At 51.4% G+C, this 26,703-nt stretch carries 24 protein-coding genes and 1 tRNA gene; 17 read left to right on the top strand and 8 right to left on the bottom strand.

The features are described 5' to 3' along the window. Window positions 1-117: 117 nt before the first annotated feature. Together IPN95_15260 and rsmA are read right to left on the bottom strand one after the other, a co-directional pair. Window positions 118-1,113 (bottom strand): DUF1016 family protein, encoded by a 996-nt coding sequence (locus tag IPN95_15260; protein ID MBK9450732.1) that lies wholly within the window; start codon window positions 1,111-1,113, stop codon window positions 118-120. A 158-nt stretch (window positions 1,114-1,271) separates the two neighbouring features. Then, window positions 1,272-2,081 carry a ribosomal RNA small subunit methyltransferase A gene (gene rsmA, locus IPN95_15265; GenBank protein ID MBK9450733.1) on the bottom strand — a complete coding sequence of 270 codons (810 nt, stop codon included), beginning with the start codon at window positions 2,079-2,081 and terminating at the stop codon, window positions 1,272-1,274. Between the two features lie 49 nt (window positions 2,082-2,130). Here rsmA and IPN95_15270 point away from each other — a divergent pair, with 49 nt between their 5' ends. The 12 genes from IPN95_15270 (at window position 2,131) to IPN95_15325 (ending at window position 14,647) form a co-directional block, all read left to right on the top strand. Beyond that, the gene (locus tag IPN95_15270) at window positions 2,131-3,573 is read left to right on the top strand and encodes a leucyl aminopeptidase (GenBank protein MBK9450734.1); all 1,443 of its coding nucleotides are present in this window, start codon (window positions 2,131-2,133) and stop codon (window positions 3,571-3,573) included. A 73-nt stretch (window positions 3,574-3,646) separates the two neighbouring features. Then, on the top strand, window positions 3,647-4,783 hold the full coding sequence (gene pdxA / locus IPN95_15275; protein ID MBK9450735.1) for a 4-hydroxythreonine-4-phosphate dehydrogenase PdxA: 1,137 nt from the start codon (window positions 3,647-3,649) through the stop codon (window positions 4,781-4,783). Between the two features lie 89 nt (window positions 4,784-4,872). After that, window positions 4,873-5,430: a DUF177 domain-containing protein gene (locus IPN95_15280; protein ID MBK9450736.1), complete on the top strand. Its 558-nt coding sequence runs from the start codon at window positions 4,873-4,875 to the stop codon at window positions 5,428-5,430. Window positions 5,431-5,447: 17 nt separating this feature from the next. Next, the gene (gene rpmF, locus IPN95_15285) at window positions 5,448-5,633 is read left to right on the top strand and encodes a 50S ribosomal protein L32 (GenBank protein ID MBK9450737.1); all 186 of its coding nucleotides are present in this window, start codon (window positions 5,448-5,450) and stop codon (window positions 5,631-5,633) included. Between the two features lie 3 nt (window positions 5,634-5,636). Beyond that, on the top strand, window positions 5,637-6,605 hold the full coding sequence (gene plsX, locus IPN95_15290) for a phosphate acyltransferase PlsX (GenBank protein ID MBK9450738.1): 969 nt from the start codon (window positions 5,637-5,639) through the stop codon (window positions 6,603-6,605). Next, window positions 6,602-7,579, top strand: coding sequence for a ketoacyl-ACP synthase III (locus IPN95_15295; GenBank protein ID MBK9450739.1), 978 nt, complete (start codon window positions 6,602-6,604; stop codon window positions 7,577-7,579). The genes plsX and IPN95_15295 overlap by 4 nt, the downstream gene beginning before the upstream one ends. A gap of 7 nt (window positions 7,580-7,586) precedes the next feature. Further along, window positions 7,587-8,567, top strand: coding sequence for a hypothetical protein (locus tag IPN95_15300; protein MBK9450740.1), 981 nt, complete (start codon window positions 7,587-7,589; stop codon window positions 8,565-8,567). A gap of 138 nt (window positions 8,568-8,705) precedes the next feature. Further along, window positions 8,706-9,275, top strand: a complete 570-nt coding sequence (efp, locus tag IPN95_15305; protein ID MBK9450741.1) for an elongation factor P — start codon at window positions 8,706-8,708, stop codon at window positions 9,273-9,275. A 28-nt stretch (window positions 9,276-9,303) separates the two neighbouring features. Beyond that, window positions 9,304-9,798: an acetyl-CoA carboxylase biotin carboxyl carrier protein gene (accB, locus tag IPN95_15310; GenBank protein MBK9450742.1), complete on the top strand. Its 495-nt coding sequence runs from the start codon at window positions 9,304-9,306 to the stop codon at window positions 9,796-9,798. A 12-nt stretch (window positions 9,799-9,810) separates the two neighbouring features. Beyond that, a complete protein-coding gene (accC, locus tag IPN95_15315; GenBank protein ID MBK9450743.1) occupies window positions 9,811-11,160 on the top strand; it encodes an acetyl-CoA carboxylase biotin carboxylase subunit in 1,350 nt (449 codons plus the stop codon). Window positions 11,161-11,282: 122 nt separating this feature from the next. After that, on the top strand, window positions 11,283-13,652 hold the full coding sequence (locus IPN95_15320; GenBank protein MBK9450744.1) for a hypothetical protein: 2,370 nt from the start codon (window positions 11,283-11,285) through the stop codon (window positions 13,650-13,652). Window positions 13,653-13,696: 44 nt separating this feature from the next. Further along, window positions 13,697-14,647, top strand: coding sequence for a glycosyltransferase family 2 protein (locus IPN95_15325; GenBank protein ID MBK9450745.1), 951 nt, complete (start codon window positions 13,697-13,699; stop codon window positions 14,645-14,647). A 47-nt stretch (window positions 14,648-14,694) separates the two neighbouring features. On the opposite strand, the gene IPN95_15330 is transcribed toward IPN95_15325, so the two are convergent. Then, window positions 14,695-15,300 carry a PKD domain-containing protein gene (locus IPN95_15330; GenBank protein MBK9450746.1) on the bottom strand — a complete coding sequence of 202 codons (606 nt, stop codon included), beginning with the start codon at window positions 15,298-15,300 and terminating at the stop codon, window positions 14,695-14,697. A 241-nt stretch (window positions 15,301-15,541) separates the two neighbouring features. Here IPN95_15330 and IPN95_15335 point away from each other — a divergent pair, with 241 nt between their 5' ends. The 3 genes from IPN95_15335 to IPN95_15345 all read left to right on the top strand — a co-directional run bounded on the left by IPN95_15335 (window position 15,542) and on the right by IPN95_15345 (window position 19,722). Beyond that, window positions 15,542-16,906, top strand: a complete 1,365-nt coding sequence (locus IPN95_15335; protein ID MBK9450747.1) for a hypothetical protein — start codon at window positions 15,542-15,544, stop codon at window positions 16,904-16,906. 34 nt (window positions 16,907-16,940) lie between these two features. Continuing rightward, window positions 16,941-18,428 carry a DUF2079 domain-containing protein gene (locus tag IPN95_15340; protein ID MBK9450748.1) on the top strand — a complete coding sequence of 496 codons (1,488 nt, stop codon included), beginning with the start codon at window positions 16,941-16,943 and terminating at the stop codon, window positions 18,426-18,428. 70 nt (window positions 18,429-18,498) lie between these two features. Beyond that, the gene (locus IPN95_15345) at window positions 18,499-19,722 is read left to right on the top strand and encodes a patatin-like phospholipase family protein (GenBank protein MBK9450749.1); all 1,224 of its coding nucleotides are present in this window, start codon (window positions 18,499-18,501) and stop codon (window positions 19,720-19,722) included. Between the two features lie 101 nt (window positions 19,723-19,823). On the opposite strand, the gene IPN95_15350 is transcribed toward IPN95_15345, so the two are convergent. Continuing rightward, window positions 19,824-20,762, bottom strand: a complete 939-nt coding sequence (locus IPN95_15350) for a sugar kinase (protein ID MBK9450750.1) — start codon at window positions 20,760-20,762, stop codon at window positions 19,824-19,826. 430 nt (window positions 20,763-21,192) lie between these two features. Between IPN95_15350 and IPN95_15355 the strand changes: the two genes are divergently transcribed. Further along, on the top strand, window positions 21,193-22,389 hold the full coding sequence (locus tag IPN95_15355) for a T9SS type A sorting domain-containing protein (protein ID MBK9450751.1): 1,197 nt from the start codon (window positions 21,193-21,195) through the stop codon (window positions 22,387-22,389). A 74-nt stretch (window positions 22,390-22,463) separates the two neighbouring features. On the opposite strand, the gene IPN95_15360 is transcribed toward IPN95_15355, so the two are convergent. From IPN95_15360 to IPN95_15375, 4 genes are all read right to left on the bottom strand, one after another. Continuing rightward, window positions 22,464-23,315, bottom strand: coding sequence for an HAD family phosphatase (locus IPN95_15360; protein MBK9450752.1), 852 nt, complete (start codon window positions 23,313-23,315; stop codon window positions 22,464-22,466). Between the two features lie 830 nt (window positions 23,316-24,145). Further along, window positions 24,146-24,219, bottom strand: a tRNA-Asn gene (locus IPN95_15365). Between the two features lie 110 nt (window positions 24,220-24,329). Further along, the gene (locus IPN95_15370) at window positions 24,330-25,448 is read right to left on the bottom strand and encodes a T9SS type A sorting domain-containing protein (protein MBK9450753.1); all 1,119 of its coding nucleotides are present in this window, start codon (window positions 25,446-25,448) and stop codon (window positions 24,330-24,332) included. A gap of 199 nt (window positions 25,449-25,647) precedes the next feature. Beyond that, window positions 25,648-25,899, bottom strand: a complete 252-nt coding sequence (locus IPN95_15375; GenBank protein ID MBK9450754.1) for a hypothetical protein — start codon at window positions 25,897-25,899, stop codon at window positions 25,648-25,650. A 169-nt stretch (window positions 25,900-26,068) separates the two neighbouring features. Between IPN95_15375 and IPN95_15380 the strand changes: the two genes are divergently transcribed. Then, entirely contained in the window at window positions 26,069-26,695 is a 627-nt protein-coding gene (locus tag IPN95_15380) for a hypothetical protein (protein MBK9450755.1), read from the top strand. Window positions 26,696-26,703: the final 8 nt, after the last annotated feature.

Here is a 26,703-nt window from a genome sequence, read left to right on the forward strand (position 1 = left end):
ACCGCGGTAGTCCATTCAGCGCATTTGTGAGGACAACGCTGCCCCGCAACAGCGATGAGGGGGCATCAATTCCATTATTTCAAAGAACACTTTGACTGAAAGCTCCAAATCAGCCTGTCATACTCGGCCCAATGACGACCCATTGGCCTCAAATCGAGCCCTGCCTTGACCAATGAGTCGCTGAAGATCAGCCTCCGTCGGTAGGTAGAGCAGATACTTGCTCGCAAAGAGTTGCTTGCTTTCTGCCAAAACCGAATATTTCACGATGGTCTCGTCCTTTTCCGCGCACAACAGGATTCCCATCGTTGGATTGTCGCCTACAATCCTTTTGAGATCGTCGTACATCCTGACATACATGTCGATTTGTCCGATGTCTTGGTGCGATAGCGGCCCCATCTTGAGATCAAAAATCACGAAGCACTTCAGGATATAATTGTAGAAAACAAGATCAATATAGAAGTCGGAGGTTTCTGTTGCCACGTGTACTTGCCGTCCCACAAAGGCATATCCCTTGCCCAGCTCCAACAGAAAAGATTTCAAATGCTCGATAATCGCCGATTCCATGTCACTTTCGCTGGCAGTCGGCGAGATTGGAATATCCAGAAATTCGAAAATGTACGGGTCCTTTACCAAATGGGCGGGCTCCATCGGCTCACCTTGGGACTGCGGGCACACGGATCGCTCAAAATAGAGACTGTTGATGTTGCGTTGGAGTGTGCGGCTGTCCCAGCCGCAATGCGAGGCATGATTCAAGTAATAATCTCTTTTCCCCAGGTCGGAGAGCCGGCTCAGAATACGATAGTGGGTCCAGCTCAAATCGTGACGCAGTGCGTCACGATTTGGAAAAGACAAATAGAAAGAACGCATGTTTCGCAAATTGCTAGCATCATACCCCTTTCCATAAGCCTCCGTCAATTGAGCGGAAAGGTTTTTCAGCGTCGATTTCCCGTAGCCCGCCCTTGAGGCTCCCGCTTGCTCATCCTCCACGATCAATCGACCGATTTGCCAATAGGATTCAAGCAAGACTGCATTTGCGACACTATATACATGTGTACGTGCGCGATCAATGATCGCACGAATCGATTCAAACAGTAACGGATTGAGTTTTTCCATTTTCCTTCGCGTAAATTCAACGGCTGCACAAATACAGGCCCTGCCTACGCTTGGAAAATCCATTCGCATACCCTCCTCTACAGAACCCTTTCCCCACGCACGAATGATGCAAAACTACACAAAATATTTACAAATGAAGTATTTTGCTAATTTATTTTTCAATTCTCCGCTTCTTCTTCGCTTTCCTCCTCGAATTCAGTGGATTTACCGACCAACATTCCTGCCAACGTTGCAAAATTTGCAGTACTCATCGCCTCTGCTCGAAGTTCCAACCAAGCCGCAGGCACCTCTCCGGAAAATTCCAATCCTTTGATGGCATTTCGTAAAGTCTTGCGCCGTTGGCCAAATGCCGCCTTCACGACGGTGCGTAAAGCCTGAAATTCAGTTTCCACATCCTGTTTGGCGGTCAGGGAAAAAACTGCGCTCATGACCTTCGGCGGTGGCTTGAATACCGTGGGCGGAACCTTGAATTGTGTTTTCCTGACAAAAAAGGCATCTGTGAGTACTGTCAAGATGCCTCCCTCCTTTCCAGAAAGCCCTGCCGGTGCACAAATGCGGTCGGCGACCTCCTTCTGCACCATGAAAACTCCCTGTTGTACCAGATCACGATTTTCCAACAAACGAAAAAAAATCGGAGACGACACATTATAAGGTAAGTTGCCAATGAAACGCGCCGGCCTGCCTTCCAGAAGTCCGAAATCCCATTTCAAAAAGTCAGCATGAAAAACGCGAAGTCCTGTGCCCGCAAACCGCTCCTGAAGGTATTGAACGGCATCCGGGTCAAATTCGACGACCCAAACTTCCGGAAATTGCTCCAACAAATACTTGGTAAGCACTCCCATTCCGGGTCCAATCTCAATCACAGGGCCTTGCAAATTGACATCCAAAATCGAGACGATCTTGCGTGCAATGTTCTCGTCGGCCAAAAAATGCTGGCCCAGATGCTTCTTTGGTTTTAGATTCTGCATTTCAATTGTAAATTTAGCCGCTCATTTTAGAAAATCAGATATAATCAGAATGGAACTGAAACATTCCGGCAAAGCGCCCAAAGCTGCGAAAGACGTCCTCTTTACCGTCTTTGTATCCAGCAACACAGTGGCCGCCGCCGCCGAATTTGTACATACAGCACTCGGCTGCGACCTCAAAGTCGATGCCGCCTGTGCAGAAAAAGGTTTCCACACCTACCGTTTCGACGGCAAGCTCAACCTTGCCTTGATCGGTCTCGGGAATCCCTCTGACGAATGCGAAGGCCTTCGGAAGGGTGGGTACAGCGCCGTTTCGCTGTGCAACGACCACAATCTCACCAAGCTTGTGGCTGCTTATCCCGGCACACAGGACGGCCGAAGTGCGTTGATATCCGCTCTTGCTGAGTCCATCGTGCTCAGCAACTACCAATACCTTCGCTTCAAAAGCAAAAAGGAGACCCATTCTCTGGCAACTGCCACGATCATCTCCGAACTAAAAGACGGATCAAAAATCGTGGAACGTGCGGGCAAAATTGCCAATGCTACCCTGATTGCCCGTGACTTGGTGAATGAACCCGTCTTGACGCTGACGGCAGAAGCACTTGCCAACCGCGCAGTTGAACTTGGCAAGGAGTTTGGATTCACCACAGAGGTACTCAACAAAGCAAAAATCCGTTCGCTGAAAATGGGTGGCTTGCTTGCTGTCAACACCGGAAGCATCGATCCGCCGACTTTCAGCATTTTGGAATACAAAGGCAAGAAGGCCAAAAACAAAAAGCCGATCGTTTTGGTGGGCAAAGGCGTGGTGTTTGACACTGGCGGATTGAGTCTGAAACCCACGCCCAACAGCATGGATTCGATGAAATGCGACATGGCAGGTGCTGCGGCTGTGATATGTACCTTCTGCGCAGTTGCTGCTTTGGAGCTGGATATCCATTTGGTCGGGCTCGTACCCGCCACCGACAACCGCCCGGGCGGCAACGCTTATACACCGGGGGATGTCATCACGATGTATGACGGCTCCACGGTGGAAGTGCTCAATACCGATGCGGAAGGCAGGATGATTTTGGCTGATGCCTTGGCCTATGCCAAAAAATACAAACCTGAGCTCGTGATCGACCTTGCAACGCTCACAGGTGCGCAGGTGGTGGCCGTCGGCTACCATGGCAGCGCCTTCATGGGTACTGCCTCAGCTGAGACCAAATCGGCCTTGCAGCGTGCAGGGCAGCGCGTATATGAGCGCTTGGTCGAACTTCCGCTTTGGGAAGAATACAAAGACCAGCTTAAAAGTGACATCGCCGACATGAAAAACATCGGCGGCAGCTCGGGTGGCTGCATCACAGCTGGCAAATTCTTGGAGCAGTTTACCGACTATCCATGGATTCACATTGACATTGCAGGGCCTAGCTTCCTGCCTTCTTCCGACTCGTACCGCGGCAAAAACGGTACCGGTGTCGGCGTGCGTTTGCTCACGGAATTCCTGAGCAACTACTGATCCATTTCTTGGGGCCCAAAGGGAATCCATTTCGGATAACTCCCTGATCCAGGCTCCCATAGTTATTCGCTTTATGCAAAAGACAAGAAAAGTCCTTCGAATAGGCATCACCATTGGCGATTACAACGGCATTGGTCCAGAATTGATTATCCAAGGCCTGACAGAACCACGCCTGCGTGAAATTTGTACTCCGATTGTCTACGGCTCCTCCAAAGTGCTCAATGTTTACAGAAAACTTTTGAGCGTAGACAAGTTTTCCTACAATGTCATCCAAGCGCCCAATCAAGCGCAACCCAAGAAGGTCTCCGTGATTGATTGCATCACCAATGCAGACAATGTGGAGCCGGGCAAATTTTCGCTTGATGCTGGCAAGGGCGCCTTTGAGGCTTTGCGCCAGGCAGTTCAAGATCTGAAATCCGGCGAAATCGATGCATTGGTGACCTTGCCGATTGACAAGAGCTCCATTCAAAGCGAGGAATTTCAGTTTCCGGGCCATACGGAATATTTGGCGCAGCAATTTGGTCAAGACACCAGCCTGATGTTCATGATCCATGACCGTCTCAAAGTGGCTGTGGTCACAGGGCACGTCCCGTTGGCGAATGTTTCCAAAGCGATCACGGTCGAGTTGATCTTGAAAAAGCTGCGGATCATGAACATGTCGCTGAAGACTGACTTCAATGTCGACAAACCCAAAATCGCGGTTTTGGGCCTGAATCCGCATGCTGGCGACAACGGCTTGCTGGGTAAAGAAGAAAAGGAACGCATCAATAAGGCGGTCGAAGATGCCCAACGGGAACGCATTTTTGCAATGGGTCCCTACAGCGCGGATGGTTTCTTCGGAATGGGACTGTTCAAAAAATTCGACGCTATTCTTGCCATGTACCATGACCAAGGCTTGATCCCTTTCAAGTTGATGGCGGGCTTTGAAGGCGTGAACTTTACTGCGGGATTGCCGATCGTGCGCACCTCTCCAGATCACGGGGTTGCTTACAACCTTGCTGGCAAAGGAGAAGCCGATCCGAGCAGCTTCATCCATGCTGTTTACAAGGCAATGGACATTTGCAGAGAGCGACGCGACAACCTTGATCTGCAAGAAGGATCGCTTTTCAACCCTAAAGCAAGGGACCGCCGACACGTTCCCGCCGACCTTTCAGGGGCTGCAGAAGAGGAGGAATTTGTACCTTCGGCAGATGATTCGGTCCAAGATTAAGGACAAATCTTAAAATTCGAGAATCATTTCCACAAAAATTTAGAATTCATTGTGGATTTCACTAGTTTTGCCAGCTCAAAATTTCTACGGTGGACAGATTGTTTGAAAAGAAGTATTCTGTCGATGTACCCAAACTAGGGTACGGACTGAATCAGGAGTCATTTACTGTAGATGATGCGTTCTTTGCGGCCTTTGAATTTTCGCCGATTCATCAAGGGAACTTGAAAGTTGCAGTGACGATCGACAAATCGTCTACGCATCTTGATGCCAAGTTCCATTTTACGGGGGAGATCATGATAGAGTGCGACCGTTGTTTGGAGCCCTATCCGTTTCCTTTGGAATTTGAAACGCGCGTGGTTTATGCATTTGATGCGGAATTGGAGTTTGACACAGATGAAGTTGTCTTGATTGAAGAATCATTGCCTACTTTGTTTTTTGCACAGGACTTCTATGACTTCATCATTTTGCAATTGCCCCTGCGCAGGGTTCCCGAACCGGAAGTACACTTATGTGCACCCAACGTTCTCGAATTGCTCGGCATGAATCCCGATGGTAGCTTGAAAGAGCCCGCCCCGGTTGAAGAGGAAGAGGAAGTTGCTGACCCGAGGTGGGAAGCACTCAAAAAGTTAAAAGATAAAAAGGACTAAGTTAAGTTAATAGCCCTATGGCACATCCTAAACGTAAGATTTCCAAGACAAGAAGGGACAAACGTCGCACCCACCACAAGTTGGAGTCGAAGCCCATCTACATTGATGCCGTGAGCGGGGAAGCAACCCTCTACCATCGCGTTTGCCTTGAAAGCGGTTACTACCGCGGTCGGCAGGTGATGGAAGGGAAAGACGACCTGTAACCGATGCGCATCGGAGTGGATATCATGGGCGGGGACTATGCCCCCGCCGCTCCGATCGAGGGTGCCATTTTGGCACTGAAAAGTCTCGGCCAAAAAGCTGAGATTGTCTTGATCGGCGACGAAACCCTTATTCGCTCAGAACTTCAGGCCCGGGGTCACAACCCCGAGGCCTTTTCTATTGTGCATACCGATCAAGTGATCGGCATGGAGGAATCCCCCACCAAGGCGGTCGCATCCAAGCCAAGATCTTCGATCAATGTCGGCATGGGCATGGTCAAGCAAAAAACGCTTGACGGATTTGTCAGTGCCGGCAATACCGGCGCCATGTTGGTGGCTTCGGTCATGGGACTGGGTAAAATCGAGGGCGTCATGCGTCCCACGATCGGCGCATTGATCGAGATCGGGGAAGGCAGAAAAGCACTGCTCTGCGATGTCGGGGCCAATGTCGATTGCAAGCCCGAGGTCCTCCTCCAATTTGGCATCTTGGCGAAAGTCTTCCTGGAGAGCGTCCACAAAATTCAAGCGCCGCGAATCGGACTCATGAATGTCGGCGAAGAGGAAGGCAAAGGTCCGGAAGCTGTCAAGGCGGCCCACCAATTGATGAAGGGGACCGACAAATTTGACTTCGTCGGAAACGTCGAGGGCAGGGACATCTATCGCGGTCATGCAGACGCCTATGTCTGCGATGGCTTTACCGGAAATGTCGTGCTCAAATTTGGGGAGTCCATGTATGAACTGCTCAAAAGCCGTTTTCCAGCCGACGACTTCATCGAGACATTCAATTTCGAAAATTACGGAGGTGTGCCTGTCTTGGGCGTCAAAGGCATCTCCATCATTGGTCATGGCATCAGCACGGCCAAGGCGGTAGAAAGTATGATTTTGAGCGCGGTTTTGGCTGCCGAAGGCAACCTTGTCGCCAAAATCGAATCCGCATTTGCATCCTTCCAATCGGAGAATCCCATTATCGTATGAGAACAGCAGCGATCACGGCCCTTGGCCATTTCCTTCCTGAAGACCGCCTCACCAATGCCGACCTCGAAAAGATGGTCGATACCAATGATGCTTGGATTCAGGAGCGCACCGGCATCACGGAACGTCGCATTCTGAAAAACGGAGCGACCTCTGACATGGCCATCGCAGCTGTGAACGAATTGCTGGAACGCCGTGGCATCAAGGCGAGCGAGATCGACATGCTCATCTGCGCCACTGTGACGCCTGACCATACCTTTCCGGCAACTGCCAATATCATCACCGCTGCCGTTGGTGCCAACAATGCTTGGGGCTTTGACTTGGAAGCTGCATGCTCCGGCCTGCTCTACGGATTGGTGATCGGATCGAAATTCATCGAAACCGGAACCCACAAAAAAGTGGTCGTCGTAGGTGCCGACAAGATGTCGAGCATCATTGACTATACCGACCGCAACACCTGCGTGTTGTTTGGCGATGGTTGCGGTGCCTTGTTGCTGGAACCCAACGAGGAGGGCCTCGGCATCATCGACTCAAGCCTACATTCGGATGGAAACGGTAAAAAGCACTTGCACATGGTTGCAGGTGGAAGCCGCAAGCCGGCAAGCATTGAAACCGTCACCAACCGCGAGCATTACGTTTATCAGGAAGGCGTCTATGTTTTCAAATTCGCGGTGACCAAAATGGCCGACGTCGTTGCAGACGTCATGGCACGCAACCACCTTACAGCCGATGACATTGCCTACTTGGTGCCTCACCAAGCAAACAAGCGCATCATCGACGCATGTGCCGAACGCATGGGCGTCGGCTCGGAGAAGGTGATGATCAACATACAACGGTACGGAAATACGACCGGCGGCACGATTCCGCTTTGTCTCTGGGACTGGAAAGATGAGCTCAAAAAGGGCGACAACCTTATTTTGGCAGCCGTTGGCGGCGGCTTCACATGGGGTGCGATCTACTTGAAATGGGCAATCTGAGGTAGCCATGCGCAACCTCTTCGGAAAATACTTGGGGATCTCCTTGCTACTTACGGCATTCACCTTCGCCGGGTGCCGCATGGACGACGACAGCAGTTATGAGATCCGCACATACAGTAGCTTCTTCCTTGTCCAAAAGCCAAACGGGCTACGCAGCATCTACCGTTATCAGCAAGATTTTCATCAACTGGATTCTGCTTGGAATCTCAAGGCCAATGTGCCTGATGCCCAGTTGAGCGATGCCTCGATGGTAGATAACCGAATTTGGATTGCAAGTGGACCGCAAAACGCCATTCTGCAGGTGAATCCGGCTTATGGAAGTGTGCAAGAGAAATTTTCCAACCTGCCCCTTGCACCGCATTACATTGCGATCGGCGACAAACAAATCCTCATCTCAGACACCGCGGCAGGAAAAGTGGCGTTTTTGAAGCTCCGCAATGGCGATGTCCAAGAAATCCAATTCGAAGGAAAGCCGGGTATGTGTATCTACAACAGCGGCAAATTTTACCTGCAGGTGAACGATAGCCTTGTGTCGATCTACGACGAGTCTGCCTTGACAACGCGGGCCACGGTCTCGATTGGCCTTCGCATAACGTCTCTGGTCCTCAACCGTTATCGTGCCATCATCGCAATGTCAGCAGACAGCATGGGGACCTACCAAGCCCTCATCACGCACAGCGCAGATTATCTGGCCGGCAACTACGCCGTGCTTTTCAGCAAATTCGTACCCACTCCCTATTTCTCCAAAAGTTTTGGAACCGAATATCTGGCCGATCTCGAGATACTGGATGGCAACCTGATAAACGATTCGCTCATTGTTTTAGCGGATTCCATCGCAGATTTCGAAGCTGATTTTTTTGAAGGAACACTTTTTTACACGCGTGGAGGTGATCTTGTCGTAAAATCCATTTCAGGGTTGCAGCTAATAGACAGTCTTGCCTTCGAAGGCCGATTCATTAAATCCTTCCATCAATATGCCGCGGACTGATTGGTTCATTCGCCCGAATTGACCAAGGATGGCCTATGCGCACGAAAGTTGTTAGTTCCCGTCGAAATCACGTATCGGTTTTGCACTCCGCTATCTGAATTTTTCTTAATTTGCCCCTCGCTAATTTAAAAGTGATATATGGGTAGTACCTCAGAGATTAAAAAAGGACTGACGATCGATTTCAATAACGATATCTATACTATCGTCGAGTTCCTGCATGTGAAGCCGGGCAAGGGTTCGGCATTTGTGAGAACAAAGTTGAAGAGCCTGACGACAGGCCGCGTTTTGGAAAACACTTTCCCTTCCGGCGCAAAAATCGACATCGTCAGAGTCGAACGCCGCAACTATCAATACCTCTACCGCGAAGGCAACTACTTCGTGATGATGGACAATGAGAGCTATGAGCAAATCTATGTCGATCAGGCAAAAGTCCCCAATCCGCAGTTTATCAAGGAAAATGACTACGTCGAAATCCTTTTCAATACCGACAAGGAAGACGACATCCTGGCTGTCGAGCCGCCTGCAACCGTGGTGTTGACGGTGACCTATACGGAGCCCGGCATCAAAGGAGATACTGCTACCAATACCCTGAAACCCGCCACGATGGAAGGCGGAGCCGAGGTGCGCGTACCCTTGTTTGTAAACATTGGCGACCGCATCAAGATCAGCACCGAGGATGGCACCTATATGGAACGCGCCAAAGAGTAGTTATACAACCAGCAATTGGTCACGAGATATGGATATCAAAGACATTCAGGAACTCCTGAAATTCATCAATAGAAGTACCCTCACAGACGTGGAGATCGAGCAAAAAGATTTCCGTCTTCGCATTCAGCGCAAGCCAGAGGGTATTGTTTATGCACAAATGCCGCAAACGCAGCAATTTGTACAACAGCAGATGCCGCAATTGGTTCAGCAGTCAGCACCTGCAACTACCGATGCACCTGCACCGGTAGCAGAAAGCAAGCCGGCTACTGACAGCGGCAAGAATCTCCGTGAATTCCGTGCCCCTTTCATCGGCACATTCTACCGCTCCAATGGCCCTGACAAAGAGCCGTTTGTGAAGGTTGGAGACAGCATCACCTCGGGCAAAGTCCTTGGGATCATCGAAGCCATGAAGCTTTTCAACGAAATTGAAAGCGACATCAACGGTACGATTGTCAAAATCCTGGTCGAGAATGCTCAGCCTGTCGAATATGACCAACCCCTTTTCTTGATTGAGATCCACTAATTCTCCACGGCCTTGTTTAAAAAGATCCTAATTGCGAATCGTGGCGAAATTGCGCTGCGCATTCAACGCACTTGCAAAGAGATGGGCATCAAGACAGTCGGAGTCTATTCGACTGCCGATCGCGATAGCCTGCATGTACGCTTTTCGGATGAGGCCGTTTGTATCGGACCACCGTCAAGCAAGGAAAGCTACCTCAACATCCCCAACATTATTGCTGCGGCAGAGATTACCGGCGTGGATGCAATTCACCCCGGCTACGGCTTTTTGTCTGAAAACGTCGAATTTGCCGAGGTCTGCACAGAATACGGGATCAAATTCATCGGACCGCGTCCAGATGCCATTCGCAACATGGGCGACAAGTCCAGCGCCAAGGCGACCATGAAAAAGGCGGGCGTCCCGGTTGTTCCCGGTTCGGAAGGTTTGCTCAAAGACTTGCCACAGGCCATCAAGATTGCCGCTAAAATCGGCTATCCTGTGCTGATCAAAGCCACCGCAGGTGGCGGTGGCAAGGGTATGCGCATCATCTGGGAAGAGTCTCAACTCGGTCCGCTCTGGGAAGATGCCCGCCGCGAAGCGGCTGCTTCCTTTGGCAACGATGGAATGTACATGGAGAAATTCATCGAGCAGCCAAGGCACATCGAAATCCAGGTCGTCGGCGATCAGTATGGCAACGTCTCCCACTTGAGCGAGCGCGACTGTACCATCCAACGCCGTCACCAAAAACTCGTCGAAGAATGCCCGAGCCCAGCGCCTTTCATGGACGACAAGCTCCGCGCCAAAATGGGTGACGCAGCCGTCAAGGCCGCCCAATCCGTCAACTACGACAGTGCCGGCACCGTCGAATTCATCGTGGACAAGACGGGCAAGTTCTATTTCATGGAAATGAACACCCGTATTCAGGTAGAGCACCCCGTCACAGAGGAAGTATTTGGCTATGACTTGATCAAGGAGCAAATCAAGGTTGCTGCGGGCATCGAGGTTTCCGGACACCATTATTTCCCCAAGGATGTGCATTCGATGGAGGTGCGCATCAATGCCGAAGATCCCGACAACGATTTCCGTCCTTCTCCGGGCAAAATCACGGGCTTCCACAAGCCGGGTGGGCATGGTGTGCGCGTGGACACACACGTGTACGCAGGCTACGTGATCCCGCCCTATTACGACTCGATGATTGGAAAACTCATCGTGACGGCGCGCACACGCGCGGAAGTGATCGCCAAAATGGAGCGTGCCCTTGACGAATTTATCGTCGAAGGCATCAAAACCACAATTCCTTTCCACCGGAAACTCATGCAAAATGAGATCTTCCGCTCTGGAATTTACTCGACGAAATTCATCGAGGAAAACAAGATCATGCGTTGAGCATATTGCTTGTCCATTCCTTTCAGCGGTCGTAAGTGGGTTCATTTACGACCGCTTTTTCGTTGGCGGAGGGGATTGGATTTGGGATGCCATTCCGCGAATATTCTTCCTAAATTACATCCGTGAAGACCTCAAAGAATCAATTGCCGCTGCTGCTGCTGCTGGGAATCTTGCTGGTAATGGTCGGCTTTTTTTACCGTCAACCTTTGCTCGAACCCAATCAAACCTTCATGGGCGGCGGTTTTGACGGCCTGAAAAACTATTACACGCCTTGGTACCACGCCAAATACGACAGCACTTATACCCATTTTCAGGGGATGAACTATCCCTACGGGGACCATGTGGTCTTTGCCGATGCCCAACCGCTCCTGAGCAATGCGATCAAATTGTTCGGGCTGGGTGATTGGACCGTAGCGATTGTGAATTATGCATTGATTTTGAGCATCTTCTTGACCGGATGGCTGCTGTTCCGGATCCTGCAGCGTTGGCAGGTGAATGATTATTGGGCTGCAATTTCGGCTGCGGCAGTGACGCTGCTTTCACCGCAGTTGGTCAAAATGAATGGGCACTACGCCTTGGCTTACACGTTTGTGGTGCCTTTGATTTGGCATCTTTCACTCCGGTTCTTTGAAAAGCCCGGCGTTGGGCGGTCTTTTGCAGTGGCCGCGCCCGTTTTTTTGATCGGATGGATGCATCCGTACTTTGTCATGATTTCGGCGGTGTTTCTGACGGCGTTTTGGGCGAGCTTCAGCCTTGTTTCTTGGCGTAGCAGCAAATTGCCTTTCAAGCTGCTCCACTTCGGATTGCAAGTGATCGTCCCCGTAGCGCTGTTCACGTTGAGCTTGAAAATGACCGATCCCGTGACCGACCGTCCGGCAAATCCCTACGGCATCAACGAATATGTCGCCACTTGGAGTACCATCTTCATGCCGGTGGCCTTGCCATTGCTAAAGGGTTTCATTCCCGAATTTGTATTGAAAAGGGTCCACCCAAGCTGGGAAGGACTTTCTTACATCGGTCTATTGTCTGGTTTGATGTTTTTTGTTTTCTGGATCAGGACCGGGGCGAATCTCATTCGTAGTATTATCCAGCGGCGTTTCCAATCCTTTCAGTTGGTTCCCGGCGAAGGCATTTCAGATCCCACGCGGAAGCTGATTGCGGCATCAGTCCTGGCCGGATTGGCGGTCGGCATCTTTGCCTGCGGATTTCCCTTTGCCATCAAACCCGAACGAATGACGGAGCTCTTCCCTCCGATCAAACAATTCCGCAGCTTGGGTCGCTTCACTTGGGCGTTCTACTATACCTGGGTGACCTTCAGTTTTTACTTGGTTTGGCAGCTCATTTTGTGGCTGCGCAAACGGCAAATGGGCGCCATTGGTCTGGCAATCGGCGTCGTATTGGCAGGTTGGACTTTATTTGAGGGCGGCGCACTCAACGAAGGGGTGCGTTTGAGAATCTGGGTCGTGAAGCTCATGACCTACATGGAAGGCGAACCTGGGATGATCCCCGGCATGAAGGTCAGTCCTTGGATGGCGACCATTCAACCTGAAAAGTACGCTGCTATTGTTGCGCTGCCTTATTACCACGACGGTTCAGAAAACTTCCGCGCAAACCTACCCAATGCGAGCAAATACGCCTTTGAAGCATCGATCCGCACGGGTTTGCCCATGCTCAATGTGATGATGAGCCGCACCTCGCTCAACCAAACCTGGAGCCTGCTACAATTGGTGACGGAGGCCAATGCACCGCTGGAAATCCTTGACAAACTCAAGGATCCCCGCCCGATACTTGCGATGCGCTTCGGCAATTCCAAGGAATTTGACGGTCCCTACATGCAACCCAGAGGGGAGTTGGTCTATGCACAAGACACGATCCAATTTTATACACTCGACCTGCGGGCACTGCAAGAAAGACTCCTCGGCGAGAAAACAATGGTCCCCGACAGCCTTTGGGAGGCGCCCAACGGCCTTCGACTTAGTCGCCCCGACAACGGCATGTTTTGGATCGATTATGAAGCCAAAGGCAAGGGAGCCGGTTATCGCAGCAACAAGGGAAACACGGTTCAGTTGAAAGACAACAATATTTTCCACGAAGGCCCGCTGAATTTCAGCCCCAAAGACACCATTCTCGTAAGTCTGTGGCTCAAAATGCGCGCCGACCGTTTGCCGCTGACCCAGATGGGATTCGAAGAGCTGAAAGGCAGTGAGGCCCAAACTTGGGATTACCTCAGTTTGCACAATAATATTCAACGGCTCGATGGCGAATGGGCACTTTGCGAACGGGAATTTGTGTTGACTGATCCTGCGGTGAATAACATTCGGATGAATGTGACCACCTGGAAACGCCGCCCGCCCGAGATCACCTTTGACAACGTGCTCGTGCGCAAAAAAGGAACGGATGTCTACAAGTTTGAAAACGGCATCCCCGTCTGGAAAAACAATCGTTACATGCCCCTACAGGTCGCAACACCCCCATTGGATTCGTTGCAATAGTGCCAAGCATCCACCGCGCTGGAAAAAATCCTAACTTGCCGTCGATGGCCTTGAAACCCGACATTTCGGTAGTGGTGCCCGTCCATAACGAGGAAGGCAATTTGCAGATGCTGCATCAGCGGCTCAGTGCTGTCTTGCAAGGCATGGACGCGACCTACGAAATCGTGCTCGTCAACGACGGTAGCCAAGACCGCTCCATGGTCATTCTCCGCGAACTCGCTGCCAAGGACCCGCATGTGCGCTACCTTGATCTAAGCCGCAACTTCGGACATCAAATTGCAGTTACCGCCGGGCTCGATCATTGTCAGGGCAATGCGGTGGTGATCATCGATGCCGACTTGCAGGATCCGCCTGAGCTCATCGCTGAGCTTTACCAACGCCACAAGGATGGCTTTGAGGTCGTGTACGCGCGCAGGCGGCAGCGCAAGGGCGAAGGTTTTCTGAAAAAATGGACCGCCCGCATGTTTTACCGCATCCTGCGCAGGCTCACAAAAATCGAAATTCCGCTGGACACCGGGGATTTTCGGATCATCGACCGCAAAGTCGTCGACGTACTCAAGCAGATGCCGGAGCAAAACAAGTTTCTGCGTGGGCAAATTTCTTGGGCGGGCTTTCGGCAAACGTTTGTGGAATACGACCGCGACGAGCGCCTGAGCGGCAAGACGAGTTATACGTATGCCAAGATGATCCGATTTGCGATCGATGGCATCACTGCATTTTCAGAAGTGCCGCTTCGGTTTATCACCTTGGCCGGATTTGCGGTTTCGGGAATCGCATTTTTGTTGATCATCTACGCGGTGTTGAGCTATTTTTTCTCGACGAGTTACCAAACGGGCTGGGCTTCGCAGATGATTTCCTTCCTGTTTATCGGAGGAATTCAACTGATCGGCATCGGCATCATTGGAGAATATCTGGCAAGAATCGGCGCGAATGTGCGGCAACGGCCCTTGTACATCGTGGCGGAGGATAGTGCGACCCAAGACACATCGTCATAAGAGGATCAAACTTGATAAAGTCTGAAGTGATCAAATTGGAGACATCTCTATCTGGTCAGTAAAAAAGCGCAGTCTTCAATCGCGTAAGTAGGGAAATCTTGATGGATGGTATAGCTGAGGTGAATCTCCGAACCGTCTGCATTGGAGGTGCCATAAATTTGCTTTGCAACTCTACCGACAGAAATAAACTGGTCTGGAATGCGAAACCTTGTACCTTCTAAAAAAACGGTTGCCACTACCTTGAAACAATTGAACCAGAGATTGTTGGCTGAAAATTTGTCTGGCGTGGTTTCAATAGGCTTTAAATCAATAAAAACCGTATCGGTCCCCGCCGAATCACAAGTTTTTATCGCTGAATAGCGCCCGTTGTAGATCAGGTTGATAGGCGGAGTGAGCGCGACATCCTGACTCATGGACGCAGAACGCTCCTTTTTGTCGCGCACGGTAAGCGTGACTTCATAGTTCCCGTACGAAGCGTAGGAATGCATGGGATTGGGATCGGTGGAACTCGTTCCATCGCCGAAATCCCATTCGTAAGAAACGGCATTCAAGGAACAATCCACAAACTGAACCTTGCGCGACGGCACCTCGGCGCTGACGCGCATACTTGAAAAACAAACTTCGACTTCCTTCCGCGTACAGGAGGCAATCATCGTGATGAAGCAAAGCAAAAGAAGTAAATCGAGCAGTCTTTTCACGCAAATTTTGTTTTTATGACCTAGAACTGAATCGCTAAGATTGTAAATATAAACAACTTTCAGAGGTCACCTTCCAAATAGGTAACCACCCCAATTCCCGACAAAAAGTCCTCTTCCTTTTGCACTAAATTCCAACTAAGCAGTCGCAAACTTGCCTGACAGTTTACGCAACGATTGTTTTATCTTCGCCCACAGAATGCAATTCGCGCACGTCAGCATCAGCAGCAAGGCAATTTGGACCATCGCCGTGGTTTCCTTGGCTTTGTTTTTCATTCTCGGGCGCTGGCACAGGAGCAAGGTGGTCGATGCGGATGTGATCTCCTACTACAGCTATTTGCCAGCGGTCGTGGTGCAGGGCGACATCACGATGAATTATGCGCATGGCAATGACTTTTACGCCGACAAAGTCTGGGGAATCATTTGGAAAGAGGGCTTCGGGCCGGTGCAGAAATACACCATGGGCCTCAGTTGGCTGTATGCGCCATTTTTCCTGGCGGGTCATGGAAGTGCAATGCTTTTGGGCTACCCGGCGGATGGCTATTCGGCGCCGTATAAATTTTGGCTGCAACTGAGTGCGCTCTTTTACCTCGTGTTGGGGATGGTATGGCTGCGGAAGGTCTTGCGGACTTATTATTCGGAGGAAATCACAGCACTGACATTGCTGGTGCTGGCATTCGGGACGAATCTCTACTACTATTCCCATGGGCAGGCGGCGATGCCGCACGTCTATCTTTTTGCGTTGGTGAGCGGGATGCTTTGGCTCACGATCCGGTTTTACGCTGCTCCAAATTGGGGACGCGCCTTGGCGCTTGGATTGATTTGCAGTCTCATCACGCTCGTGCGGCCCAATCACATTCTCCTTTGGATCGTCCCGATGGGATACGGATTAACTTCGTTGGCCCAATTGCGTGCGCGGCTGTCCTTTTGGCTCCGGCATTTCCCGAAATTATTGCTGTTCCCGTTGCTACAAGCCTTGATCCTCGCTCCGCAGTTGCTGTATTGGCACCTGATGACCAACCATTGGATTTACTACAGTTATGGCGACGAATCGTTTTTCTGGGATGCCCCGAAGGTGCTCAAGGTTTGGTTCAGCTACCGCAACGGCTGGCTGGTTTATACACCCCTGATGGCATTGGCCGTCGTGGGATTGGCTCTGCTGCGCAAATATGCGCGGGATTTCAGCATTGTCTTGCCCGTGGTTTTTGCTTTGGGCACCTACGTCATTTCCTGCTGGTGGTGCTGGTGGTATGGTGGCAGCTTCGGGCAACGGGTGTTCATTGATTTCTACCCGATGTTGGCATTGGGTTTTGCGGGAGCGCTCACGCAAATACAATCGATTTCTCACTCAAAAGCATCCAAAATCGTTGCCTTGAGCTTTTTGGGTTTATTCGTCGCATTGAATGTCTTCCAAACTTTCCAATACAGCCGAGGTGTGATCCATTATGACTCCATGACCTCCAGAGCTTACTGGAATGTATTTGGACGTGACCGACGTTCTCCAGCACAAGCATTGGAACTCCAAGCACCTGATTACGAGGCCGCGAAGCTTGGGGTTCGGTAAAGGCGAAAACGAAAAAATAGTACCTTGCCGCGGAATGATAGCCAAAAGATCCTTCGCGACCGCGCTTGCCCAAATCTGGATACCCTTGCTGGTATTGCTCCTCTTTGGGGTGTACCACGGCTGCATCACCTTCGTGAATCATTGGCAGTTTCGCACGTTTGCATTCGACCTCGGATACTATACCCATACGGTTTATGAATTCGGACACTTGCGTCTCGGCGAACATGTACTCGAGAATTCGATTTATTGGCATACCTGGGGCGACCATTTCGAGCCGATTTTGATGCTGATCGGCCCCCTGATTCATATTTTCGGCGCTTATACCCTGCTCATCGTGCAATGGGCGGCGATCTTGATCGGAGCCATCGGTGCCTTCCGCTATTTCCAGTTCCGTTCCGAAGACAAATGGTTACCGGTGATTGCGATGGCTCAATTTTTGGCCATTTGGGGAAATAGCTCTGCATTGAGTTTTGATTTCCATGCAGTCGTGCTTGGCGCTATGGTCGTGCCTTGGTTGTTGCTTTATTTCCACAAACGCGACCGCCTTCGACTTGTGATTTCCTTGCTTTTGCTCGTTGCATGTGGGGAGAAGGTGGCATTCTGGGGGATTTTCATCTTCCTGGGCCTCGCGTTGCTTGAGCTTCGCAACCGCAGACAGGTGATGTGGGCGCTCGGCGGAGCTACATTTTGTCTGGCATGGACGGCCGTCTCCCTCAAATATGTGATCCCGCTCTTCTTGCGCCCTGACAAGGTGTATCAGCATTTTGACTTTCATGTGATGGGCGAATCGAATGCAGAGGTGATCGTGAATTGCTTCAAGGACCCGCTCAAGGCGATACGGTTATTGTACATTGCGCATCGTCCAGAACTACCGGAAACCAAACTCCTCAAAGTGGAACTCTGGAAAATGGTCGCTTTGTCAGGAGGAATCGGCTTGCTCCGCCGCCCCGCCTACTTGCTCATGCTCATCCCCATCATTGTCACCAAGATGTTCAACGATGCTGACATTCGCTGGGGAATCAATGCGCATTACAGCATCGAGTTCGTCCCGATTCTCTGTATTGCACTCTACGAATGGGTGAAAGACATCCGGATCCCGCAGCTGCGGCGCAGCGTCGCCGTCTTTATGCTGATTCTCACAGCGACCTCGAGTATCGTTTCCCTATCGACACGCTATGTTTGGTCGAGCAGGCCTGAAAACCTCAATGTTTTTGATTCACGCCACTGGGAACGCTGGGAATATGATATCTGTAACCTTGAATATGCGCTCACGTTTGTGCCACCCGATGTGCCGGTCACCGCTTCTGACAGGTTGGTTCCGCACATTTCTCCGCGTGACAAAATCTATTTTTTCCCTACAGTCAAGGATGCAGAATATGCTGTGATCCAGCTGATTTTGGACACGTATCCGATCCCGGAAGACCGTTGCAGGCAGCTTTACCAGGAGATGTTGGGCAGTGGCGAATGGGAAGAGCTCTGGGTATCCCCCGAAGTCGGGGTCCTCAAACGTAGACATCCGTAGGCATGTTGCTGCCCCGATTTGGTGAATAGCCTGCTGTTCTGCATCTTGTATCCAAATCAACGCTACCAACATGTCGGAAATGATCGATCACCCCGTTCAAAAGCGGATATCCTCGCCGGGTCCCAAGCGCATATTAGCCCTCGATGGCGGCGGCATTCGCGGAGCCATTACCCTCGGATTCCTCGTTCAACTCGAAAGCCATCTTCGCAAACGGCACAACAACCCCAATTTGCTCCTGCGGGACTATTTTGACCTGATTGGTGGCACAAGTACGGGCTCGATCATCGCGGCTTCGCTGGCCATCGGCATGAATACCCGAGACATTCTGACCGAATATGAAAAAATGGGTGATCAGATCTTCGAACATCCCGCAAAATTCTGGCAAGTTCTGCGGCTGCTGCGGCAAAACCTTTTCTATCGGAACAAGCCCGCCGTGATCGAATCGATCCTGCAAAAATTCTACGCCGACCAAACGACCGGCCGCGAATTCACCCTCGGGGACTCCCGTCTCACAACCGGATTGTGTATCGTGACGAAGCGGGTAGACACCTTCAGCGTTTGGCCCATGCACAACAATCCAAAAGGTCGTTACTATGCAGACAACAAGGACTTGCCACTTTGGCGTGTGGTCCGTGCAAGCAGTGCCGCCCCTACTTTTTTCCCGCCGACTATTTTCGGATTTGACCCAAGTGGAAAGGAAGGTGCATTTGTCGATGGAGGGGTGAGCATGTACAACAATCCCTCGATGCTGCTGTATCTCATGGCGACGCTGAAAGGGTATCGCTTCGAATGGCCGACCGGTGAAGACAAACTCATGGTGGTCTCTGTGGGAACGGGAACAAGCAATGTGAAGTTTACAGCCGAAGAAGTGCGGCAATTGGGCAAAAAAAATGCGATTTTCTGGGGCAGCACCGTGCCGGACATGTTCATACGAGACGCCAGCGAATACAACGAAATGCTCATGCAAAGCCTCAGCCAATCCCCTACCGCCCGGAAGATTGACAGCGAGGTGCGTAATTTGGATGGGGATCAGCTCGCAGGCACACCACGTCTGCATTACCTGCGCTACAACGCAACGCTTAGCAATGAAGACATCGCGCTGAATGCCAAACTGACAGCGCAGGACCATCAAAAATTTCCGAAGGTAAAAACCGTGGCCGACATGATGAAGATGGATGTCGGATCCCATGTTTTCCATCTCGCCGAGATTGGCAAACGTGCTGCCGCGACTTCGCTGGGTGCCGAACAATTCGACGCGCACTTTCCGAGCTGTTTTGACCTTCCCCGCACCTGACGGATTGCCAAAAAGCAAATCGCCACTTTCCGCGAAGAAAAGTGGCGATTCGAAGGCAATTTCAGGCATCCGCGCTCGGCAAATGCGAGTGCAGTCCGGAATTAACCGTTCAGTGAAAGCTCGAGATCAAATTGTGTGAGCCTGCGGAAGCCTTTGATGCGCTCAGCCACGTCGTTGCGGCTCAAGTCGATCAGGCGCTCGGGACCAAATTTCTCCACAGTGAACGAAGCGAGGGCCGAACCCACGATCACGCCGTTGCGGAGGTTGGTAAAGCTGAGATTGTCGGTGCTTGCGACGTAGCCGATCAAGCCACCGGCAAAGGAATCCCCTGCGCCGGTGGGATCAAAAACTTCTTCGAGCGGCATGGCCGGCGCGTAGAAAATCTGGTCTTCGGCACCGTGAAACAACAAGGCGCCATGTTCGCCCTTCTTGATTACCAAGTATTTGGGGCCCATTTTCAACACTGCGCGGGCAGCCTTGAGCAGGGAATATTCGCCAGTGAGCAAACGCGCCTCTTCTTCATTGATGGTCAAGACGTCGACCATCGAAATCGTTTTCAGCAGGCTGTCCATGGCGATTTCCATCCAGAAATTCATGGTGTCCATGACGACAAGCTTTGGGCGGCGGCGCAAGCGCTCAAGTACGAGACGTTGCACGTCGGGCATCAGGTTGCCCAACATCAAGTAGCTGCAATCCTGATAAGCTTCCGGAATGATCGGATCAAAGTCACCCAACACGTTGAGCTGCGTATCCAGCGTATCGCGGCTGTTCATGTCGTTGTGGTAACGGCCCGACCAGAAGAATGACTTCTGATCTTCCTTGACCTGCAAACCCTGTGTATCGACGCCGTGACGCTGCAACATGGCAATATTTTCCGCACCAAAGTCACCGCCAACGACGGAAACGAGATTGACAGGCTTGGTAAAATAGCTCGATGCCAAGGCGATGTATGTGGCTGCACCACCGATGATTTTGTCGGTTTTTCCGAATGGGGTTTCGATGGCATCAAAGGCGACCGAACCAACTACCAAAAGACTCATGCGATTTTGTGTTTTTGACTGATGAAAACGGGGGCAAATATCGGATTTATTCTCGGTTTGAAGCAACGAAGAATTGTAACGTGGAATTAAAGCGGGACAGAAACGACTGCTCTTGGAAGGCAATCAAAAAACATCGACGACTGATTTGTCACCTTCATGAAACCTTGTCAGTATCTTACAAGAAAAGTGGTGCCCGGATGCAAGAATTCACAAAGGAAACGGCGGCCATTCTTGCGAAACACATGCAAAATACCGCTTCCACTGAATAGATGCATCGAAAAATGAAATTTCCGAAACTCGATTAAACGTGCGATGATCCAATTTTCAGATGTCCAAAAAGCGAGGTTGATTGGATTTTTAGACACGTTTTCACTTCCTAACTTAATGAGAGTTTGATTCACGTTCATTAACTAAGGAAAGGAAATTGGCTATGAAAAGTTTAATCCCATTCTCCGCTACCCTGATCGTTTTGGCACTTTTCACTGGCACCGTGCTGCCTGCACAAGTGATCTTTAGCCGCTTCGATTTCAATGCCATTCCGTACACTACTGCCACCATCGGCCCCAACGCGACGGCGATTGATGCCGACGCCACAGACGATGGTGCCGCCGTATTCATCGATGCCAATTGCGGCGCGCTAAAAGGAATCGACCTGAGTATCCCCAACACTGCTGCGATCTTCGATCAACCAGAAATGGGGATGACATTTCGGTTCCGAAAGCTGGAATCCCGTTCCGATTTCTTCCTGCGGGGCGGCACCACATTCTACCAGTCTGGAAATAATCTATGGATTTCCTACCGTACAAGTGACGGAACTGGCGGATTCGTAGACTATGGACCTTACAACACTGCATTTACGCTGGTCGAAGACGGCTTCTTTCACGAGTACACTTTCATTTACGTCGCAGCAACAGGAATTGCCACTGTTTCCGTCGATGGCATCCTTGTTTGGACGCAAGATGGCCCCGACAACCGCAACTTCTACTGGACCGGAGCACCTGACCCGATCGTAGGAACAGTGATGGATGGAAACTGCAGCGGACTCGGATTCCTCGACTATGCCTACTTTTTCATTCCGATTGACCCGCTTCCCGTGGAATTCCACTCATTTGAGGCCATCGCCGATGGCGAAGACGCATTGTTGGACTGGACAGCTGAAAACGTGATGCCTGGCGCAAATTTCCAGGTCGAACGCAGCATGGATGGAAGACAATTTGAACCTGTTGGCACGATCGCAGCACAAAACCATCCCGGTAGCCAATCCTATCATTTTGCCGACGTAATGCCTGGCAATGCCGAATTCTATTACCGGATTGTACAAGAATCGGGTGATGGGGGATCTCACAGTTCTGAAATTCGAACGGTATCCTTTGCTGGAAATGCCGCTCCTTCCATGTCCATTTGGCCCAACCCGGTGAATGCTGGTCAACAGCAACTTCATTTTTCGATTACGAATGCTGGTCAAAATCCGCTGGTCAAGATTTATGATGTTCACGGGAAGATGATCGCGGAACCTCAGCAAAATGAAGCAGGGACCATTGAAGGTCACGAATATGCGACGGGAGTCTACTTTCTCTTCTGCGAATGCGATGGTGCCCGACTGATGGAAAAATTGATCGTGCGCTGATCTTCAACAGCCGCTTTCAAACATGCAAGGGGGTTCATTTCTGAAAAGAGATGAACCCCTTTTCTTCAATGCACTTATTCCGCCCAATTCGCTGGATCGTCTCCCTCCATCAAACGCCGGACGGTGTGCGCAACACCATCTTCCTTGCCCGCTGCGGCGATATAATTGGAAATTTGCTTGACTTCGTCCTTGGCATTGCCGACGGCGACGCCCAATCCAACCGCCTCGAGCATTTCCATGTCGTTGTAATTGTCTCCGAATGCCACCAAGTCTTCCCATTGAATCGGATATACTTGATCCAGCAGCAATTGCAGTGCGGTGCGTTTGGAAATGCTACTGTGGGCAATCTCAAGGTAGGTCGGCTTGGAGCGGTAAAGGTTCAATTCGTCCCCATAATTCGCAGCCAGAAACTGCTCGATCGCCTCAATTTCCTCGGCAGGGCCCATGCACATGACCTTGTGGGCGCCAATGCCACGCGCTGCCCAGTCGGCAAAAACATCGTCAAAATTGGCGAGGGTTGGCTGCACCTTCGTATTGTTGGCTTCGCGTGCTGCCCATTGATCTTGTGCGGGCACGTACCATTCGTCGGCATGGTAAAGGCTCACGTGAACCTCTGTCCCGGCAGACAATTTGTGGATCGCGATGCAGACCTCCAACGGAATCGGCGTCGAATGCAGCACCACCGGATCCGAGGCTCCTTCCGGATAATGAATCACGTAACCGCCATTGTAACAAACGAGGGGACAATCGAGGATGCCCAATTCGGCTTGCAGGTGGCGCATCGCGGCGGGCATGCGCGAGCTCGCGAGGATCACAGGCACGCGGTCCTTGGCGCGCCGCAAGACATCGAGCGTCTCAGGCGACAATTCGCGCTCCGCATTGAGCAGCGTTCCATCGATGTCAGTGCAAATGGCTTTGAATTTCATGTTTCCTTCCAATGATGAGGCCTCTAATTCGACGAACAAAACTAGGCAAAAAGAGAAAGCCCGCACAAGTTTATCACTTGCGAGGGCTACCTTCTCAAGCTCCTCTTCTAGGACTTGAACCTAGGACCTATCCCGATGAATCGGGATAAGCCGCGCCAACCAACTCGGGGGCAAAGCTCCAAACCTTGGGAGGACCCCCACCCCGGCCGGCGCGCCCCAAAGCACCCCCGGGCCGCCCCCCCGAAAGGAAGGGAGGGGGGGGGGGAAAAGGGGGGGAGGGCGGCCCCCCCCCAAAAACCGGGGCAAGGGGCCCCCCCCGGGCGAGGGCCAAAACGCAGGAGAGGGCCCAAAGGCCGCAGGGCCCCCCGCCCCGCCCGCCCCCCCCCCCCCGGCAATCCCGCGGGGGGGCGGGCGCCGGGGCAAAACCGGGGGGCCCCCCCCGCCCCCCCCCCCCAATTTCTGGCGCGCGCCCGGGGGGGGGGGGCGCCCACCGCCCCTGGGCGGCCCCCGCCTTCCTCCCTGCACGGGGCGGGGGGAGAAAAAACCTCCCCGGCGGGGGGCGCCGGGGGCAAAGGCGGCCCCACAAAGGCCGACCGGGGACCCAACGCGGGGCCGAGGGGCCGGGCCCCGCGGCCCCCGGGCGGAGAGGAGTACTCCAAATAGTACAAAAATGAAGAGGCCATGCTTTCACATTACTTCTGGCCGCAAACCAAATCTCGGGGAAAATTTCTAGGCCCAATTTTCAAGAGCTCATTTTGCTGATTTCAATCGTTTTATCCTCAACAAAAATGAAGAGGCCATCGCTTTCACGATGGCCTCATATTCTCAAGCTCCTCTTCTAGGACTTGAACCTAGGACCTACTGATTAACAGTCAGCCGCTCTAACCAACTGAGCTAAAGAGGAATTTTGAAAGAACATCCCTTTTTTCAAAGAGAAGACAAATTTAAGCGGTTGCCGCCGAAAAATCCAAACTTTTGGGCAAGAAATTTTTAAAAAAAGTTTGCCGAAGCGGCCTATTCCACTGTAAAGCGCTTAATAAAAACACCTTGCGTATTGCGAATTTCTAAAATATAGACGCCTGAGGACAAATCGGATGTTTGAAGCAGAAGGCCCCCGGATACGGTGGAATACGCAACATTGACGGTTTGTCCCAATGGATTCCGCAATTGGAGCTGGAGATCGGCGGTGGGATTGCCTTTGAAATTCTGCCATTCGACATGCAAAACTTCCTTGGCAGGGTTGGGATAGATCAGAATCTCCGGCACCGCATCGAAATTGACTTCTTTTACCTCGCTGTAGCTGCTGCTGCCGTCAAGACTTGTCTGTCGGATGCGGTAGCTCGACCGATCGGCAAGGGGCTTTTCGTCGGAGAGGCGGTATTCAGAGGCCACTTCGCTGTTGCCTACGGCGTCAACTTCGGCAATTTCTTCCCATTGGACTCCGTCAGCAGAGCGCTCGACCGTGAAGAAGTCATTGTTGATCTCGGTTGCAGTCGTCCACAACAAATCGACCCCCTCGGTGGAATTGACCTTTGCATCAAAGTGAAGCCATTCAGTGGGGAGAAAGGCATTGCAGATAAAAAGGGAAAACAGCGAACCATTGGGTGTGCCGCCAACCACAAAGTCCTCTACCGTGAGCGATGAAATTGGAAACCCTGAGATGCTGGTATTGGACCAACCCGAGACACCGCATCCAGGACAACCCACAAGGTCCCCTGCGCCAGTCAACGATGCCATTGGGTCACAACCATTGGCGACTCCGGGTGCAGACATGGCATAATGCGCACCGTTGATTTGAAGGCGAATCTCCTCGACGCTCGGCGGGGAATTGCTCGCCCCACTAAAATTTAACCGGATGCCGCTGATGGATGGACTGAAATTGAAGGTAAATTGACCGGGGCCGCTGCCGGGGCCTGGGGCATAACCGATAAAAAACGGTTGCGTCACGGTAGGGCAATAGGTCGTCCATGCACAGGTATTGCCCGAAGTGGTCACCGTGACATTGACGCCTGCCACAATCGCCGAACCCGTAGTATGCATCACTTGGTTAGTGCATTGGGCTTGCAGCCCACTGAGCGGCAGGCAAGCAGCCAAACAGCCGATCCAAATCAGAAATAGGTAGCGATGCCTCATAAAATATTACCGATATGGCAGGAATCCCGCCGGTCCCTTTCCCCGATCCAATTGAAATGCTGATCAAGGTCACAAAAGTAGTGATTTCTACGGTCACTTTTGCCTAGGCGTCCTGAAAAATTGCCACTAACCAACAGTGGCCCAATGAAGAAGGCAGGGAAAACCCTGCCTTCTTTATCCTATTTCCAGATCAAGCGACTTATTTGTCGCACTCGCGGGTGAGTTCCTTGACCTTGTCCATGAAGGCATCGTCATCCTTGTGTTTGGCTTCGACCGACTCTTCAAATTCCTTGCGTTCGGTGACCAATTTTTCGCGGGCTTCGCCCTCTGCTTTGTCAATTTCGGCAGTCATGCCACACCATTTTTTGGAAACGGCTTCGGGGCTGTCGCCGCCGCAACCTGTAAGTGTTACCGCTGTGAGCAACGCCAATGCATAGATGAACTTTTTCATTTTATATTTCTTGATTTGAGACAACAATGATCATATCCATTCGAAAAATAGGCATTTCCAAGCGAATAGCAAGCCTATGTCATCCAAACACCGAAAATTTGATTTACACGGCACGCAACTTCCCTCCCATACTATCTCTGCTTAACTTCGCAAACCAATTCGTTTTCCAATGAGATTCACATCCATTCTGATCTTTTGCATTGGCCTCACCCTTGTCTTTCTGACGGGCTGCAAGGACAAAACCGACGCTGCAAAATCCGCTGACGAGCGTACTTCGGGCACCAAACCGGGCAAGGAATCCGGGATTCTCAACCAAAAGCCCGCGGCCGAGGTTCTCGGAAGTACCGTCAAGCGAAACTTGCGCTATCAACCTGAAGCAGAGACGAATGAAATCCTTTCGCTGGAAGAATACCTGGAATACATCCGCCAAGTCGGATTGAGCTTGAGTCGGCAAATCGGCAAATTGCAACCTGAGGCACCCGGCGCAGGCACCGTGGTCGTCGGGTTGAATGCCGAGGGTGAAAATCGGCTTTGGTATGTTTTCCCCGAAGGGAAGCCGAGTGAATCCTTTAAAGCGGCAGCCAAACAGGCCATTGATGATGTACCAAAACCCAAACTCAAGAAAAGTTTGATTGTATTTGGCGTTGCCTTGACCCTTTGGGGCTACCAAGAGACAGAGGAGGAATCGGCGAAAATCCAGCTACCCAAGGAGTGGAAAGCGATTACCGACCGCTTGAAGGCCGATCAACCCGCGAGCAAACTGGCAGAAATGACTTGGGATCAGGTCGTACAGTAACGCATCAT

It is taken from the genome of Bacteroidota bacterium (genome assembly GCA_016718825.1).
Lineage (GTDB): Bacteria > Bacteroidota > Bacteroidia > J057 > JADKCL01 > JADKCL01.